The organism is Natronorubrum sediminis (genome assembly GCF_900108095.1).
GTDB lineage: Archaea > Halobacteriota > Halobacteria > Halobacteriales > Natrialbaceae > Natronorubrum > Natronorubrum sediminis.
In genome coordinates this window covers 382,539-400,604 of the sequence record NZ_FNWL01000001.1, presented here as the reverse complement: position 1 = coordinate 400,604, position 18,066 = coordinate 382,539, and the positions used below count along the sequence as shown (strand labels likewise).

The window sequence follows — 18,066 nt, the reverse complement described above, 5'->3', positions numbered from 1 at the left end:
AGACGTTCTATTGGGGAGCCTGCGTCCGATTATCGGAGGTGAATGTCGGAACCAAATACATAAGCAGATTCCAAAGAAGTACCGAGTATGACAGACGTAGATAATTCCTCTGCCGATCGGATCGACGTCGACGACCTCGAGATCGCGCCCGAACGCGGATGGAGCGGCTTGTACCTCGATGGGGAGTGGGTCCCAGCGGACGAGCGCGCCCTCATCGACGTCGAAAATCCGGCGACTCGGGAGACGCTGACTACGGTCCCCGCTGCGACCGAAGCCGACGTCGACGAGGCGTACGCCATCGCCGACGACGCCCAATCGGAGTGGGCCGAGTATCCCCCGCAAGAACGCGCTGCCATCGTCTCCGAAGCTTCCCGACTCCTCGGCGAGTACGCCGACGACCTCGCGACGCTGTTCGCCCTCGAGTGTGGTGGCGTGCAGTTGAAAACCGGCTTCGAAATCCAACTCGCACAGGGGACGATGGACGTCGGCGCCGGATTGGCCATGCGCGACGGCGGCCGACGCAAGGAGTCGGTCACGCCGGGCAAAGAGAATTTCCTCGTTCGCGAGCCAGCGGGCGTCGTCGGCGTCATCACGCCATGGAACTTCCCGCTGTACCTCTCGAGTCGCGTCGTCGCCCCTGCCCTCGCACTGGGCAACAGCGTCGTCCTCAAACCCGACGAACACACCCCTATCACGGGCGGGCTCGTGCTCGCGAAGATCTTCAAAGAGGCCGGCCTCCCCGACGGCGTCTTGAACGTCGTCCCCGGCAACGGCCACGAAATCGGCGACCACTTTTCGGGTCACTCGGTTCCCTCGGTGATGTCCTTTACCGGTTCCTCCGAAGTCGGCCGCGGCGTCGGCCAGCGCGCCGTCGGCGCGTTCACGGAGCCCGCACTGGAACTCGGCGGCAACAACGCTCACATCGTCCTCGAGGACGCCGACCTCGAGCGGGCCATCGACGCCGGCGCGTTCGGCTCGTTCACCCATCAGGGTCAGGAGTGCATCTCGATCAACCGCCACCTCGTCCACGAATCGCTCTACAACGAGTACGTTGCTGGCCTCGCCGAGCGTGCCGAACAGCTCCCCATCGGTCACCCACTCGAGGAGGGAGCGCTCGTGGGGCCGGTCATCAATGAGAGTCAGCGGGACAAAATCGTTGGATTCGTCGAGAAATCGATCGAGCGCGGTGCGACAGCCGAAGCCGGTGGCGACCACGACGGCCTGTTCGTCGAGCCCACGGTGCTTTCGGGAGTCACCAGCGACATGCCGGTAGCGTGCAACGAACACTTCGGACCGGTCGCACCGGTGATCCCCTTCGAAACCGACGAGGAGGCAATCCGCCTCGCCAACGATACCGAGTACGGGCTGTCGGGCTCGGTTCACTCGAGTGACGTCGCGCGAGCCCGCGACGTCGCCGACGCCCTCGAGACCGGAATGGTCCACATCAACGACCAGCCGTTGAACGACGAGCCCCACGTCGCGTTCGGCGGCGTCGGCGCGTCGGGGATGGGGCGGTACAACGACGAGTGGATTATGGACACTCTGACGACGTTGAAGTGGATCTCCGTCCAGCGCGAACCTCGCGAGTATCCGTACTGAGTCGACCGGGGCCCTGACAACCGAAACCAACGGGCGCTGAGAAAACAGTAGATTCGAAGCGGGTTAGATCCACTCGACGCGATACGTACAGCGCTGTCCATCAGCTTCTCGACACTGTTCTCCGATCTCCTCCACGTCGACGTGATTGTCCGTGAACTTCTCCGCGACACCCATGATGAGTCCTTTATCGAACTCGCAGGGATACGGCGTCTCACAGGTCATGATACCCCCGTTGGAGCCGTCCAGCTCGAACTCGTAGAAGCCAATTTCGTCACCGCGGTGATTCTGTTGATAGGCCTGATCGATCGCGTGCAACGCGTTCTCGACCTCGGTGAGTTCCGGCGGGAATTCGACGTGCTCGGGGACGTTTTGACCCATGTTTCGCATTCTGACACCACCGTACTCGTCTCGCATGTCGTACAACATTGCGAGCGGAATAGCGAGTGAATACCACTCCTCGGGTTCGATTTCCTCGAGTCCGTACTCCGAGAGTTTGTGTGTCACCTGTTTTCCGACGTACGAAGACACCGACTCACCCGCCTCGACGTACGACTGAGGGCTTCGACCGATCACTTCCGCACCTTCGAGCGAGCCATAGAACCCCATTCGGGTATCGACTGCCGACAGTACGTCGTTCGATTCAGATTCGTCGTCTGAACGTCCGACGAGAGACTTAATCCACGATGTGGAGATAAGAACCGTATTGATCGTTGCCATACTGATTGCAGCATGTAACTGCCATAACAAATAAGTTCTCGTTAGTGTCACTCGATCTGTTATGGCGTAGAGTACGACGACGCTACCGGAGGGTGATTTTCGCTGCACGAGGTGCGAACGATAATGACGTTTACCATAATGTCACTGAAAGACGGTCATTCACCGGCGTGAACGGTTGGGTCCGATTCGTGGTGACGTATTGGGGCGGTCTGCGTATCGTGTGAGGACGGTTCTGTTTAGGTATCGTGTTCGGCAGGTTCTGGTGAGGATGGTTCCGCGTACTTCCACGCGAGTCCGCGAGTGCTCGACGGCGGGGCAAGCGGACTCGAGGGAAGGTCGTCGCTCGGTTCCGGCTCGTTGTACTCCTTCGGTGCGATATCGTTCGGCGACTCCGGATAGAACAGCGACGCGATGGCGTGGAGGTGTTCACGGCCGACGCCGAGTTCGAACTGACCGCCACCGTACATCCGTATGTCGTTGTTTTCACAGTACTCGAGCGTGTCGAACAGCGCTCGAAGCGAGCCAAAGCGCGACGGCTTGATATTGAGCCACGTCGGCTCCCACGGAAGGTCCTCGACGGTTTCGACGCTTCGGATCGGATAGTCCCACGTCACGCTGTCTTCGTGTCCCTCGAATACCGGCCGCGTCTCGTCGGTCAGCGCCGGATCTTCGATGAGGGCCTCCGGAAAACCGTCGATAACGCGCTCGTAAAGCTCCGGATCGGCTGGTTGGTCGACGGTCGTCCCGTGGTACTGACCCTTGAGGTCGAGCACGCGAACGGCGTCGGTTTCGGCCAGCCGGGAGACGGTGTCGTCCGTCCACTCCGACGTCGGATCGAGTTTGAACTCGAGAGTTGGATCTTGCTCGAGCCAGTCGAGGATTCGGTCACCCGTCGGTGGCTCGTCCAGACGCGTGCTCACGACGAACCTGACGGGACGATACTCCCGACCGAGACGCTCGGCGAGCATCGTTTCAGCTTGTTTCAAGGCGAGGTCAAGCGCGGCGCTTTCGAACGCCCACTGTCGGTACTTTCGAAAGATCGATTGATCCGGTTCGGTACCGAGAAACAACGCTTGTGTCGACAAGTGCGTCGAGAACTCCTCGAGGGTGTACTGACCGGTTATGGAGAACTCCTCGGGCGCGTTCTGCAGCGCGTCGTGGACTTCGCTGTCGTACGTAACGTCCTCGCCGGTTCCGGTCTCGTCGCCGCCGTGTAACACGACGGTGGTTGTCACCCGGTCGAAGCCACTCGACGTCGCTCGCTCGTTACGCTGGAGGGCGTACCCATCGATGTCGACGCTGAGCCCAGAAACATCGTCGTAAAGCATACTCTGACGGTAGTACGTCACCCAGTCACTTATACCAAAACGGGGTTCGAACGTCGTGAAAACGTAGGCGCTGCAGGATTATGAACCACGCCGAGACGGTCGCTCACGACGTTCGCGCTGCGTCTCGTCTCGTTCAAATCCTTCGCGATCCAGTTCTGTCGCTCACGGTTTTGTTCGCGACAGAAACATGGGCGCTGCAGGATTATGAACCACGGTCGCAGCACAGCTGCTCCCTGATTCAAATCCTCGCGGACATGATTTACTCCTCACGTTCGTTCGTCGCAAAATCATGGGCGCTGCAGGCTCCGGTTCGACTGTCGAACGACTCGACCTTTGAGGCGTGAGGCTGCCGAAATCGGCCGTCTCAAAACGGTGGTTCTGACGGGGACTCGCGTGGATACGACTAATGAGTCTCGAACCAATCGACCCCGAACACGCACTTGAACTGTATTTAGCCGACCGTGAAAACAGTGTAACCCAGGCAACGATCTATTCACATCGTTCACGACTGGGCCACTTCATCCGGTGGTGCAACCAAAAAGAAATCAAAAACCTGAACGAGCTATCAGGCCGCCAGCTCCACGAGTTCCGCATTTGCCGACGCGTCGAAGGCGATCTTGCACCAGCCACCGAGAAAACCCAGATGGACACATTGCGCGTGTTCATCAAGTGGCTGGAATCGATCGATGGCGTCGAACAGGATTTGCACGCAAAGGTGCTGTCCCCGACGCTGACTGGCAACGACAACATCCGGAGCGTAATGTTGGACTCAGAGCGAGCCAAACAGATCTTGGAATATTTGCGGAAATACGAGTACGCGTCTCGGCCCCACGTCGCGTTGGAATTAATGTGGCACACAATGCTACGAGTCGGTGCGATTCACGCGTTGGATTGTGTCGACTACGATCCATCGAACCAAGCACTCGAAGTCATCCACCGACCAGAGACTGGAACGCCATTGAAGAATGGAGAGACAGGAGAACGGTTCGTCGCACTCTCTGAAGACGTCTGTGAGGTGCTGGACGACTGGATCAAACACCAACGACCGGCAGTTACCGACAAACACAGCCGAGAGCCCCTCGTGACAACGCCGGAAGGGCGCGCCCACACGACTACCCTTCGCGGCGACTGCTATCGGTACACTCGCCCATGTGTCCCGACAAGAGAGTGCCCGCACGGGCGCGAGGTCGATGAGTGTTCAGCGGCGGGCTATGACGGCGCTTCGGAGTGTCCGTCTTCGGTGAGCCCTCATGCTCTCCGACGTGGCGGAATCACGCACGCGCTCTCGGAAGATTGGCCGATGAAGGCGGTTGAGGGCCGTGCGAATGTCTCGGAAAAGGTGCTATCGATGCACTACGATTCTCGCTCAGAAGAGGTGAAAATGGAACAGCGCCGGGAATACCTGACTGATCTCTGACCTCCTGACCTTGTTAAACCCTCTTTTCAGGATTGGTTTCAGAGGGCTTGGTGAATAGACAGCGCGAACAATGTTTTCACGAGACACAGGTCGGGTAACAGACCCTGACGAGGTGTTTAAACCAGCTGTACACGATTTTCGCTGGCTAAAGCTACGACTGAGACGCGCTCTGGTGCGAACTCAGGGACGCTGGCATCCGCCTGGTGATCAAACATCGTTAGTTCTATGCACTCGACAAAGAGTACAACACTCATCACGACGATGGCGTGTATCACCGTCTGTCGATTGTCGAGCCGATCTTCTTCATCTTGAAACATAGGTTCGACGAGACGTTGCAGGTGAGAACGTGGGTTGGGGAGTTCAGAGAGTTCGTCCTAAAGACTGCCGTCAGAAACATCGAGCAAGCTGTGAGGCTCTGATACCACCAATCTCACGCATCTAAACAAGTTTCTTGACGTAGATACGACCAACACTTGACACTCACGCTTGAATGTCACGAGCGATACGACCATGATGACCTTTGTCTTCCTCTCGATCAATGGGCGATGTTATCTTAATAAACACGGTTCAACTGCTTAGACATTCCAATCTTATCCATGTTTTGTTAAATCTCTGGAAAAGCATTATAAGGCAAGCAGTCAGTTTCTAATTGAGATGGATGACTAATTCGAAATTCTCTCGGTTACTCTCCTTATTTACATACGGTGTTTTACCTCGTCGATTACTCATCGCAATCATATTGGAAGGTCTATTCGTATTGGGTTCGCTGCAATTCGCTGCAAGCGGTTTCATTAAAATTTCGCCAAGATCTCCCTTTCTCACATTGATCCCAATTTTCGGAGTAATAGCCATATTGGGAACATTCTTTTTCTCGTGGAGAATTGCTCATACATCCTATTCGCCGTTCCTCCACCAACGTTATGTTCCACCATTTATCGCGTCCGGATATATTATGATTGGATTGGTTGGGACAGGAATCGGATACTTGCTCCACACCTTTTTGATGAATACCTCGGTTGTGGTAGGGTTAGACGAAGCAGTTCTTGGGGTTAGTATAGGATCGATCTTTGGATTTTTGATTCTGTTATTCTTGGACAGAGTCGAAATTGACACACCAAGAAACCGTGTAGATCTGGAAAACGAAATCCGGTCGATACAGAGTTTGCGGTCAAATATCGAAGATAGCAGCAAAGCACCTATCAAGCAGACAGGGAATTTCGAATCGTTAGTTGACTCTATTGAGGAGTGTGCTGATATTCTTGATGAGTCCTTCACTGAAGAGGGGCGTCAACTATCTCGTAATATGAAAGATTGGACTGAAGCTTTCCGCACCTATCCAGAAATCCCACAAGCAGAGATTATTGACCGATCCCGATCTCCTCAGCAACAAGAGTTAAGAAGACTGGCAAATGACTTCGAGTCAATCATAAGTAGATTACAAAGAATTTCCAACAATGAAGAAACCAGAATCAGTAACGGATGTATGGCCACATAATGAGACGGTCATATTTCTCATGGACTCGGATAACTGCTTTGGGGAGCCAGTTTCTGGTTTGATTCAACAACTGGAGGATTGCGAGCATATTAGAGACGAAGGTATTCATGAGATGAACGAGCTTTCAGCGACGTTTCACTACTTCAATCGTGAGAAAGTAGATGAAATTGATGAGATTGCACCCAATAGCCTCATTTTTGTTGACTTCAATATAGTATTCGAAACGGACTTCAGGGTATATCTGAAAGGAAACTCAATCCCAAAAGGCTCAGAAATTGTTATCTTACTCCAAGATTCGAACTACAACAGTCCTGGGAAACGAGCAAAGAATCTGCAGCGCTCTATAGAGACCGCAACCTGTATTGACGATGTTCTTGAAAAAGCAGAACGGTATTTTAAAAGAATTTGTCCAGAGTGTAAGGGTGACCCTGCGAAGAATTGGGTGTTGGAGTGGGAGAAACAGGTCTATCAATGCGTGCACAACTAACAATGGTTGGTAAAGAAACACATCACAAAGCGATAGAACGAGTTGCCGAGTGGCTCGAACTGTCAAGAACCCAAGAGAACCTGTTCATTAACCTTGCACATGAATTGTCCTCGGTTCCGGATACTAATCTAACCCATTTCGACGAGAGGTATTTACAACACTTGGAGAACAACGTTTTCTCCGATCCTCAACTTCTCGGTTTCTTAGAGCGATCAGGGATAGATCCCACTGTAATCGAACAGTTTGAAACAAAGCAGATTCCGTACGACGAAGTCTACCAGCAATGGAATGTAATCGAATATTCAATAAACGAACTTCTGGATTTGACGATGCTGTTGAAGCTGATAAAACAGTACTCAGACCAGTCAGAGAAGGGCTTGGTCGATAGTCGGTACAGGCTTCAGAAACTAGTATACCTTGTAAATCGACGACTGGTCAAACAAGAACGAGCGGAGCGGGACACAGCACCGTATGACCACGGGAAACTAGAGAAAACTGGGTTTCGGTATACGTACCGGAAAAGAAAGTCAGGTCCATACTCGAAAAACCTCAGGGATGACACATACCGTTTGTATGCATCAGATCTGATCGATGAAAAGTTGGTGCAGGGAGAATCCACGCCGGAGATCACTGAGCAACACACTCGCCTCGAAATATCTCTAGGTGCTTCGGGGAGAGTGATGATGGGTCGGTTCTCCGAAATGATGGCTGATTTAGATACTGATGTCCTTTCCGAATGGGAGAGTGCAATCAACGCGGTCATCGAAGAGTTCGGGCCAATGTCCATAGAGGAATTTCACAACTACGTCAATGATATCGAGGATGTACGTAATGCCGATGATCGAAAGCTTTTGATTCGTGGCAGGCAAGTGAAGTATGACAATGAGTTGTGGCGTACTGAAACGACTCAGGAGGGTCTGAGCGATGCCTGAAGACAACATAAAAAGTGAGATTCGTAAGTCGATTCGGGAAGAAGACGAGATCGATGAAGAGTATGAAGACGAGTTTATTGATGTCTTGGACAGTCGGTATACTAACCTCGATTTCGATGAGTCTCCGGTTCTGCTGCAACACATGCAGATCCGAGCGTTCAGAGCGATTACGGATCTGGATCTCCCAATCAATAACCAGAATACGATCATTCATGGGAAGAATTCAAAAGGGAAGAGTAGTTTCATTGAGGCAACCAGGTTTAATCTAATCGGTCGAGATGACGACAATCCGCTTGTTACGGACCCGATTCACGAAAACTACGGTAAGTTAGAGACAGACAGCTACTGGTCAAAGGGGGATGTTGAGTATAAAATCCATCGAGAGATGGAAAACACCGGGGGGTACAAAGGTCATCATGAACCCAATATTGTTAAGAACCCTAGCGAAAACGAGGTCCCCATCTCTCAACGGCAGACGCAGAGTGATGTGAACAACTTGATCGGGTATACTCCGCTTTACGAACGTGGTTTTGACGAGTTCGACGTCTTCTCATTACACAGTGTCATCACTGGTGAGTTGCGGAGCTTCTATAATTGTGATGACGCCACCGATTTGATAGATGTCCTGTTTGGGATCACAGTGACGAACGTCGTACGTAAAATCAAGGAAGAACTCGAAGACTGCAAACTTGACAAAGAAGAGAAGAAGGCGAAGGGATTACTGCGGGAACGAGTGCAACGTGCATATAAACTTCACGAAGAGATACAAAGTCTTCAGGTTGATCAGGAAGAGACTGAAAAAGAGATTTCGGAGAAGACGAAGGAGAGAGAAGACCTCTCCCACCTGATTGAAAACAAGGGAGAGGTTAGTGTAATTTTATCAGAGAAAATCGATATCAAAGACGATATTTCTGACCTTCAAACGCGACGCGATGAGAAGCAGGAAGAGTTTGGCTCAATTAAGCAGGCAATCTCGAAGGTTGAGAGTGAGGCGGTGACGGAAGAAGTTGCTCCAGCTCTTCAGGAAATGAAGCAACTTGTTGCTGTCCCGAATCACTGCCCGATATGCACAACTTCGATTAGTCCAAGCAAACACGAGCAGTTCCACGAAGAAGGCGACTGTCCGCTTTGCGGGGAAGATATCCCGCCAAAACGTTACGATACAGTGTCTGAGGTGGAAGAAGAGGGTGGAGTCGATGAGAAGGAGAGACGTCATGAGGAATTGGAAGAGCTTGAGGGCAGAAAGCGACAGGTCAAAGGTGAAATTGAGTTCCTGAACGATGAGATTGAAGAAAAGAAGCAGCGACTCCAAGAACTAGGAAAGATAGAAGAAGAGTCGAAGTTCTCCGAATACAAACGGCGGAAGGAAGCTTTGAAGAACGAGATCACTCAGTTGAGAGAGCAGAGTAGAAAGATTGAACTCCGTATTGAGGCGAGACGTGAAAAGCTTCATGAGGTTGCCCGTGACGTGTGGCGGTGGAAGCAATTAAACAAGGGGAGGATTCAGAAAGAGCAGCGGCAGAAGGCCCTAGAAGCGTTCCAAGATCTGATTACACGAGAGCAGAAAGAGGCTAGGAGACGAGTTCAGAATCGATTGAGGCAGAGAATGAATTCCCTGTTGAAGGTATTCACCCGTGGAACATTTGAGACAGCGACCGGAGTGACATTCAGAGAAGACGACTCTTACAAGTACACAGTCCATACAACTGGTCAAACGGAGTCGAAGCCAGAGCTCCTTGAAGAGACGAACGCAGAACTAACTCTGCATATGCTTCTGTTCCATGTCGCTGTGCTTGCAGAGTTACAGGAGGAAAGTAGCACGCTTCCGTTGAAGTTGGTGTTGATTGATTCTCCTTATGGAAACGGTCAGGATGATGAGAACGCTCCAGATATCACGGATTTCCTTTTGGAGATGACTGAGGTTCTTGATGAATGTCAGATAATTGTTGCGATGGCAGATTCGAACCTTGCCGATCAAAAAAGACTCAAGCAAAGGTATGATTTGTCCGCAGTTGTAGACTATATCGAAGTGAGAGAATAGAAATTAAATTGATTTTTCGGCGCATAGTTTATATGTAGTACTTCATTTCGTGTCTAAACCGGTTTAGGGCCGACCGGAATTTGTCTTTCATAAGACCGCCCGGTAGTATTAAATTGGTGTTCTTGTAGTGATCTTTGTCGTCTGGTGTGCACCAGTCGAGTTTCAGTTCAAAGCACGCCCTCGCCATACTACATAGATGAAGGGCATTGTTGTGTCGCTGATCGTCAATGAGTGATTTACTATTTCCGCAGAGATTGTATTACAAGATAACAACCCCCATGACCGAGCTCGTGACGAAAACCGTTTACCGGCATCAGCTTCATAGTGAAGTAACAATTGAGAACATATTCCGCGAGTACGCAGTATACGACACTGGGACCGGCGACGGATCAGTCCCTGGCGCGTGGTACGTAAAATACTCGGCCAATGATAATGAAGTGTATATTGAACCAGTTACCGAGTTCATAGACGCTATCCGTTGAGAGGGGTAGGCCGGTTGAGTTTCTCACCACCCGGCTGACTTCACTCATAGTCATTGCAAGTCTATCGGTAGCCAATCAAGCTGGACCTTTTGACATAAGATTCCCCTCAGCGATCGAATGTTTGGTGATCGAACGAAAGCAACGAGTCTGCCCGTTTAATCGGTAATCCTTGGTCTATCGGACGATTCTTAACGCCAAATCTATGGGCGCTGCAAGCTATAATTCGAGCGTCGAACGAACCGACATTTAGGCGTGAGGTGGCCAAAATCGGTCGTCTCAAATGATGTGGCATACAATGCTGCGAGTCGATGCAGTCCACGCACTGAATTGTGCCAATTACGATTCTGGGAACCAGGTACTCGAAATCATCCATCTTTCAGAGGATAGGGCACCATTGAAGAACGGTAAGGCAGGACAGCGGTTCGTTGCGCTCTCGGAAGATGTTCTGGACGACGCAACTCGTTCACTGTCTCTCACCGGCGAGACTGGATTGTGAGAGTAGGATTCTTGCCTTGGAACGAATTAGCCAATTTCGTATCGCTCCTCTCGTCTACGGAAAGCTTCTTCCCCGCCTTCTAAGATGGTCGTAACCCGCTCCCTAATGTCGGGATTCTCAAGAGAGCCAGACTCAAATCCGATAGTATTATTGTCATAGTTTGCAACAATAACCTGTTCAGCATCAGTGTTGACGACTAAATTGGCATTATGAGTAGCGATAATCACCTGCCGTGTTAGTTTGGCATCTCGGAAAGCGCCAACTAGAGTTTCATAAATAAATTCGTTATCGAGGTTCTCTTCAGGTTGATCGATAATAAGTGGCGTATCCTCCTCAGCCAATAGTATCTTCAGCAACACAGTCCCTTTCTGCCCGAGAGACAGGTTTGGCATAGGTGAATCTCGGAAATAAATCTTCTCGACCAGGGACAGATGATCGTCAAACACAGTGGTTTCGTACTCAAATTCCTTCGTCCCGCTTAGCATCTTCTCGGTGAGATTCTGTGTCTTGTTTAGGAACTCTCTGGATAGTTCCTTCCTGCGAGCTTGGGTATCTGCCTCAATAGCGTCTGTGAGTTTATTCACGACATTCGGCAGGCGGTCTTCATCAACTCGACGCATATCGATATGTCGTTCAAGACGGGTCTCCAAATTTTCTCTCGCCTTAATTGCGGGTTCAAAAGAGATATCGCTTAAAATCTCAGATGAGTCTGATTCAAATTGATCGATAATCGTTTGATATTGATTTCGAACTTCGTCAAACTTCTGTATATATTCGACGAATAAGGACTCTCGTTCCTCCCTGAGGTCCTCTATCTGTTCTAATTTGGCCCCAATCTCATCTAACTCTCTTTTAGTATCACTAATCTTGTCTGCAATTGTTGTTTTCTCGACCAGAAGGTCTGAATACTCTTGTTGAATATCATTCATTTCTTCGAGAGCTTCCTCAATCTCATCTTGCCGTGCCCGCTTACGGTTGACCTGAGTCTGGAGTCTCTCCTGATTTTTCTCAATCTCCGTCTTTACCTTTTGAATAGAGATACGAGGGAGGTTTTCGCCTTCGTCAATCTCCTCCAATAGGCCTTCGAGCTTTCTCAGTTGTGTATTTATGTCTGAGAGCCTAGATACCTTTTCTTGGACGGATTCGGTAATCTTTTCAGCATCCTCAATTTGTTCGATCTCTTCTTGCAGTTTTCCGAGTTCGTTCCGAAGGTCAGTCGCTTCATCGTCTTCTAATACATCAGCGTGTTTCTCCTCAAAGTTGGATATCTCGGCCTTTTTGGATTGCAAGTCACCGCCGAGCCTCTTTTTTCTGCTTTGTAGGGATTCCTTCTCTTTGTTCAGCTTGGAAGGGTTGAGGTCATAAATATTTGAGGTGATAGTACGGAAATTCTCAACTATTTCTTCGGTTGTTGTGCGAAGTTGATCCAAACGATTAACCATCTCAGGGTCAGTTCGTTGTACTTCTCTTTCGACCAAGGCAATAATGCGGTTATGTAGCCTATCTTCATTCCTACAATATTCCTCAATCTTCCCCTGCGGCAAATAAACTAGATCTGCGGATTCAAACACAGTTTCATCACTCACTTGTTTAGAGAACTCATCAACATCCTCTCCAACGAAGCTCAGCTTTGTTTTTATGTCTGGTTCCTTGTCCTGAATCCGCTGTATAAATGAATTTCGGTCAGATGGAGGTTCCCCTTTCTCTTTGTCCCTATCCCATCTATCTTCGAAATTGGTCGCAATCATGTCAAGGAGAGCTGTCTTTCCGGCACCCTTGCCGCCGATTACAGCCGAGAGGTCACGGTTCAGTGGAATCGACTCTTCTTCAATTCGCAACTGTGAATCAACTATACCGTTTTCTATAGAAAGCTCATCAAGCGTATGGATTGGGGTGAAATCACGTGGAGAATCACTTTGAATACGAACTCTTCGTTTGGGTTCGTGAATCACCTGTTTTAGTCCCTCAAAGGTTGGGTCAGCTTTTACCCAGCAGTATCTTTCTTCATCAGGTTCGCATAACCGATCATATGAATGTGCGTCTGAACCCCACAAACATGGTGTTGGTTTGCCAAAGGACCTCTCGAACTCTTCTACGCCATCCGTGATTCCGAGAGCCCATTCCCTGCGACCCTCATTACTGCTGAACAAGGCATCTGACTCTCTAAATAGGCGCTCTTTGGTCAAATGACCCTGAGAATTCCAGTTAACATCGTCCCATCCTTCAGTCGCCAAAACGACCATATGATCATTCCGAAATTTTTTGGTGTCAAGTTTGTCAAGAATATCATCAAAGGAGATTGTGACAATTTTGCAACCGGCTACATACGGAGATAGGTGATTTTCTTCCGGGTTGGACTCTATATGCTGTCCCCCTAGTGTGTTCAAGCTCCCTTTGCTCAGGGGGAGACTCTCGCCGTTTTGATTTTCAAATTCAAGCCGATGGAGGAACCTCTCTCGGATAGTCTCAGGCGAAAACTTGTCGCTGAATATAACGTGAGCGTTTATGCGAGTAGTATCGCCACTATTATTCTCGACTACGAGGTCATCAAGCCGAAATTCGATATTAGGAAGAACCAAGTCAATTTGTTCTAATCGTCCGTTTTCCCGTTCCTCTATAATTTTTTCATACCCATCAACCGACATATAGTCAGTTATACCAAGGGCTGCTATGTCGTCAGTCACCGACTCCAATTCGTCAAGATATTTCTTCCAGTGGTTTCCATCATATTTTTCCACCTCTTCTTCGCCGTCAAACCCATAATGTTCCTCAAATGACTCTGGCGTATGAACGTGCAAGTCCCATTTCCGCCACTTAGATCCGCGGTCTAGGGTCATAGGACTCTAGTTATTTTGGCATACAATCAAACTATCGGGCTCTGGTAAATCGCGTAACTGAGTATATCTTGATCGTTGGAACTAAAGAGTTAATGATAGGAACTTCCTGGATGGGGCACCTAGAGATCTCTGAGTTGCGAGGAACTGAAACCTGTGGCAGACCGCTATCAGTTTGACCTGAAGGGTATGTTATCTCCCTATCAATCTATAATCACACTTGTACTAAATCGTCAGGGAGGTCGTCAACAGGTTCCTCAAAGTCATCATGGTTGTAGGGCTTCGGAGAATCTTCCCAACACACGCCTACAGCTTCAGCAGTCTCATCATTAACATATAATATCCCCAGGTAGAGCTCAGTAGCGTACTCCTCAATCTCAAAACGCTCTTTAGCGTCGTCAACCACCGAATGGAGTATGCTGCTATCAATTTCCTCTTCGTTCGAACTTTGTAGTGCTACGATATTACCAAGTAGAGGTTTCTGCGGATGTTCCGAGATAACCACCAATACCCGATGATACCCCTCTTCACCGGTTGCACTTGTTGTCATTTGTCGGCCTCCGTCTTGTGATCGCTCAACAGACCTGCAGAGCCAACCATTGTATCGTGCCGCTTGATCTCTGATCTGGCACGCTGCCGACGCGAATATAACTCACGTTCGATAGCCAAATGAAGGTCCATATGGAACTGTTTTGCTGCCTGTTCCTTCTCTATGACAGCATCGTCAGGCTCATCGAAAGCACCTCGAACGTGATCATTTGCATCTCGCCATTGACCGGTATCGATAGCGCGCTGTAGATCCCCTACTGAGGGTATTTCAAATAATTCTGTATTCGAGTCGATCAGAACGTGATCTGGTGCATTATCGAAATGTTCCTTTCCATTCCGAATGCCGTTACTCAAGGCCCGTCTAAACGCTAATGCGCGATCAGTTGCATTCTCACCGGTCATCTCTTCTGCATCGGAAGCGTATCCATTGAGTCCAAGATACAGAAATTCGATCGTATCAGTAGCGATTTTCTCACGGTTGATCTCTTTGAGGGCCTTCTGACGTTCTGTTGCAGACCAATGATCGACAAGCATAGCAAAATCTTCTAGCGCAGCAGAAACGCGTTCTCGGATTTCTTGGCGGCGTTTGGCCTCGGATTGGCGGTGCTCATACTCCGTCTCGCCTCGCAACCATTCTTTATCAGCAGGCGTCAGAATCCCCCTGGTTTCATTTTCTGACATCTTAGCCTAGAACTGACTTACGACACATATAAAGACTGTTGCCAACCACTGATATGGGCTGATTTGTACGTTAGAAACCTCCTAAGTGGCGATCTGCAGGTTCCACAGTAAGCCTTCTATGCGATGAATCACCGCATCAGCACTGATCGACCGCATCGAACTCAAGCCGAACAAGAAGAACCTCTGGAACAGTTCTTGCAGCGTGCCAACCTGATTGAAGAAGTAGACTTTGACGCGATTTCGTTGAAAAGCGACGTAGGAGTGGATCGTACGGACCTCGGTCAAGACCACGCCAAAAATTCGAGGTGGGATCGATGAGTGAGTCCTCGATCGACCAGCTTTCCCAGGAAGACCTGCTTGAGCGACTCGCCAACGAACTCGGCCCTGATCTCAAACCGTGTACGCCCGAACACGGCATCCAGCGTTACCTGAAGAAGCGACGCTCGGAACTCACCGAGAACACCCTCACCGAGTACGAGCGTAAACTCAGCCGTTACGGACAATACCTCGACCGGAACGGCATTGAGGATCTCCGCGAGCTCGATGGTCGGACCCTCGACGACATGATCGCCTGGCGGCGATACGACTCCACTGACGAGGTTGAGGAGCTGGCGACGAAGACTATCCGAGACGACCTCTTCGTACTCCGGAACTGGGTTCAGTACCTCGAAGACATTGACGCGGTTACACCTGACCTTAGTAACTCGATCTCCATCCCCGACCTCAGAGACGGTGACGGAGTCCGGGACGTCGATATGGATCCTGAGCGAGTCGAGCGCGTCCTCGACTACCTCGCCACGTTCGAATACGCGTCGCTCGACCACGTCATTTGGGCCCTCACCGCTGGCACCGGCCGCCGCACCGGCTGCCTAATCGCGCTCGACTGTGACGACACCCACCTTGCGGACGAGGCACCTTTCCTGGAATTCAGCCACCGCCCAGAGACGGAGACCCGGCTGAAAAACTGTGAGCAAAGCGAAGGCCACGTCGCACTAACCCCGGCCCAGGCTGACGTCATCAGAGACTATCTCACAAACACGCGTCCGGATGTCGAAGACGACCACGGCCGTGAGCCGCTCCTAGCAACCTCGCACGGCCGAATCTCGAACTCGACGTTCCGCCGCTGCATCTACCGCTGGAGCCGACCCTGTTCGATCGGCACTGACTGCCCCCACGACCGCGATCCAGAGGCTTGCGAGGCAAACCGGTCGAGCGACGACGCCTCGAAGTGCCCGTCCAGCCGCTCGCCACATACGCTGAGACATGGCTTCATCACCGACGCCCGGCGCAACGGCGTCCCCATCGACCTCCTCAGCGATCGCTGTGATGTCACGGAGGAGGTCATCCGGAAATACTATGATGAGACAACGGAAGAGGAGCGCCGCGAAGTGCGTCGTCAGATCTTGGACAAGCACGCTAACGAAAACGGGGGTGGGTACTTATGAAGGCGGGCTGGCTGATCGATTCAGCTCCCCGTCGTTCGGCACTCACAGACTACCTCGATTGCCCCCACACTGAAATAAAAGATTGTATACGGTATGCGTTCGATCGTCGTATACAATCTTTTATTTCAGCCTTGGCCTCAAACTTAAGTCAAGGCGGATTCGTAGTGGTCCCCGTTGTCGGCAGTTCATTGCTGCTGACCTCATCTGAGGGATCACTCTGGGACTACGCTCGGAATTCGCCCGACACCCAGAGCGACGGTGACAGTACGCAGCCTGTTTCTCAAAGTGGGACTTCTCATCACGACAGTGGAGAAGTTGAAAACGGCAGTGAGCCAGCAGGGGGTAGTTCAGGTGACGAGACTGAGATCGACGAGGCCGAAAAATGTGTACTCATCTACGTACGCGTGAGTTCGAATGAACAGAAGGAGGATGGTCGTTCATTAGAATCCCAAGAAGATGAACTCACTTCCATAGTTGACGCAAATCCGAATATGAGAACCTATATGCAGGAACCCATCAGGGATGAGGGGAAGACTGGAACAAATTTCGAGCGAGAAGGAATCCAGCGTGTTGCGGAATTAGCACACAACGACGAAGTAACTCACCTTTTCGTGGACACAATTGACCGAATTGGTCGAAGCGTCGCGGAGACGATTATGTTCATCAAACACCTGCGAACGAAGTGTGACGTCAAGTTATTAACCAGGACACAAGAATTCGACGTTCTCAAACCAACCGACAAGATGCAGGTGACGATGTTAGCTTCGATGGCTGATTTTGGAACGATGAACCGAGCTCGATCATCACACAGATCCAAGGCAGATAATTTCCTAAAAGACAAACAATGGAGTTCGTGGTATGGTAGTGATGTCCCTGTAGGATACGTGCGTATTGACGAAGAAGACTGGATACAGCCGATTGAGTGGATGAAACCTATAATCAGGGACATCTTCGACGAATTCATCGAGCAAGAAAGCTATGCAGATGTAGAATCGATAATAAACGAAAGGTACAGCGAGGAACTCAGCCGTCTTAGCGAAGAGACAAATGAGGATGGAGATATAAATGAGGATTCTGGATTGACCTATTCTCAAATTCGTTCGATGTTACGTCGGCCGCTCTATAAGGGTGAACCGACAATCCCGGTCACGTCACTTGAACACTATGAGCCATACCCAAGCATAGTGGATCCTGGGTTGGCTCTTGTCAGTGAAGATAAATTTAAAAAGGCTCAGGAAATCATAGTAGAGCTAAGAAAGAAACACAGCTCTAATGAGAATGTGACATTTTCCCCAGCCGACTACAACGAAGAATTCAGCCCGTTCGTAGTTGAGGCCACCAGTCCTATTGTAGAGTTACAATGTCCCAAGTGTCGTGAAAGGCTGAATTCCAGAGGTCAGTACTTGATTGACGGAGAACACGCATCTCGCATGTATGAATGTTCCAACGCTGAATGCGATTTCTATCGACGATGGCCAAACGAATCGGAGCGTGAAATGATGAAGATGCTGGTGAATCTGGATAAGTTACACTCAATCCTCTGAACGCGTCTGAAATGGGACG

Annotated in this window: 14 protein-coding genes and 1 pseudogene; 10 read left to right on the top strand and 5 right to left on the bottom strand. The window is 50.4% G+C overall.

The genetic code is table 11. From position 1 onward, the window contains the following. Positions 1-87: 87 nt before the first annotated feature. Complete coding sequence (locus BLW62_RS01990; protein WP_090504457.1) at positions 88-1,599, top strand: aldehyde dehydrogenase family protein; 1,512 nt, start codon at positions 88-90, stop codon at positions 1,597-1,599. A 63-nt stretch (positions 1,600-1,662) separates the two neighbouring features. Here BLW62_RS01990 and BLW62_RS01985 read toward each other — a convergent pair whose 3' ends face one another. Continuing rightward, a complete protein-coding gene (locus BLW62_RS01985; RefSeq protein ID WP_090504454.1) occupies positions 1,663-2,316 on the bottom strand; it encodes a hypothetical protein in 654 nt (217 codons plus the stop codon). A gap of 236 nt (positions 2,317-2,552) precedes the next feature. Next, a complete protein-coding gene (locus BLW62_RS01980) occupies positions 2,553-3,644 on the bottom strand; it encodes an enolase-like domain-containing protein (RefSeq protein WP_090504451.1) in 1,092 nt (363 codons plus the stop codon). A gap of 406 nt (positions 3,645-4,050) precedes the next feature. Here BLW62_RS01980 and BLW62_RS01970 point away from each other — a divergent pair, with 406 nt between their 5' ends. The 7 genes and pseudogenes from BLW62_RS01970 (at position 4,051) to BLW62_RS01945 (ending at position 10,498) form a co-directional block, all read left to right on the top strand. Beyond that, a complete protein-coding gene (locus BLW62_RS01970; RefSeq protein WP_090504445.1) occupies positions 4,051-5,061 on the top strand; it encodes a tyrosine-type recombinase/integrase in 1,011 nt (336 codons plus the stop codon). A gap of 77 nt (positions 5,062-5,138) precedes the next feature. Then, a pseudogene (locus tag BLW62_RS18905) lies at positions 5,139-5,480 on the top strand (IS5/IS1182 family transposase); the annotation flags it as partial. 533 nt (positions 5,481-6,013) lie between these two features. After that, positions 6,014-6,556 (top strand): hypothetical protein, encoded by a 543-nt coding sequence (locus BLW62_RS18260; protein WP_139305367.1) that lies wholly within the window; start codon positions 6,014-6,016, stop codon positions 6,554-6,556. Positions 6,557-6,575: 19 nt separating this feature from the next. Continuing rightward, the gene (locus BLW62_RS01960) at positions 6,576-7,043 is read left to right on the top strand and encodes a hypothetical protein (RefSeq protein ID WP_139305366.1); all 468 of its coding nucleotides are present in this window, start codon (positions 6,576-6,578) and stop codon (positions 7,041-7,043) included. After that, positions 7,028-7,975, top strand: a complete 948-nt coding sequence (locus BLW62_RS01955) for a hypothetical protein (protein ID WP_139305365.1) — start codon at positions 7,028-7,030, stop codon at positions 7,973-7,975. Before BLW62_RS01960 ends, BLW62_RS01955 begins: the two co-directional genes overlap by 16 nt. After that, on the top strand, positions 7,968-10,016 hold the full coding sequence (locus tag BLW62_RS01950; protein ID WP_090504434.1) for an AAA family ATPase: 2,049 nt from the start codon (positions 7,968-7,970) through the stop codon (positions 10,014-10,016). The genes BLW62_RS01955 and BLW62_RS01950 overlap by 8 nt, the downstream gene beginning before the upstream one ends. A gap of 227 nt (positions 10,017-10,243) precedes the next feature. After that, the gene (locus BLW62_RS01945) at positions 10,244-10,498 is read left to right on the top strand and encodes a hypothetical protein (RefSeq protein ID WP_090504431.1); all 255 of its coding nucleotides are present in this window, start codon (positions 10,244-10,246) and stop codon (positions 10,496-10,498) included. Positions 10,499-11,020: 522 nt separating this feature from the next. Here the strand turns inward: BLW62_RS01945 and BLW62_RS01935 are convergent. The 3 genes from BLW62_RS01935 to BLW62_RS01925 form a co-directional block, all read right to left on the bottom strand. Next, complete coding sequence (locus BLW62_RS01935; protein ID WP_090504425.1) at positions 11,021-13,831, bottom strand: TrlF family AAA-like ATPase; 2,811 nt, start codon at positions 13,829-13,831, stop codon at positions 11,021-11,023. A gap of 211 nt (positions 13,832-14,042) precedes the next feature. Beyond that, a complete protein-coding gene (locus BLW62_RS01930) occupies positions 14,043-14,378 on the bottom strand; it encodes a hypothetical protein (RefSeq protein WP_090504422.1) in 336 nt (111 codons plus the stop codon). Next, entirely contained in the window at positions 14,375-15,058 is a 684-nt protein-coding gene (locus BLW62_RS01925; protein WP_090504419.1) for a DUF8102 family protein, read from the bottom strand. The genes BLW62_RS01930 and BLW62_RS01925 overlap by 4 nt, the downstream gene beginning before the upstream one ends. Before the next feature lie 314 nt (positions 15,059-15,372). On the opposite strand from BLW62_RS01925, the gene BLW62_RS01915 reads away from it, so the two are divergent. Continuing rightward, complete coding sequence (locus tag BLW62_RS01915) at positions 15,373-16,503, top strand: tyrosine-type recombinase/integrase (protein WP_090504413.1); 1,131 nt, start codon at positions 15,373-15,375, stop codon at positions 16,501-16,503. 164 nt (positions 16,504-16,667) lie between these two features. Beyond that, positions 16,668-18,047, top strand: a complete 1,380-nt coding sequence (locus BLW62_RS01910; RefSeq protein WP_175459657.1) for a recombinase family protein — start codon at positions 16,668-16,670, stop codon at positions 18,045-18,047. Positions 18,048-18,066 lie beyond the last annotated feature (19 nt).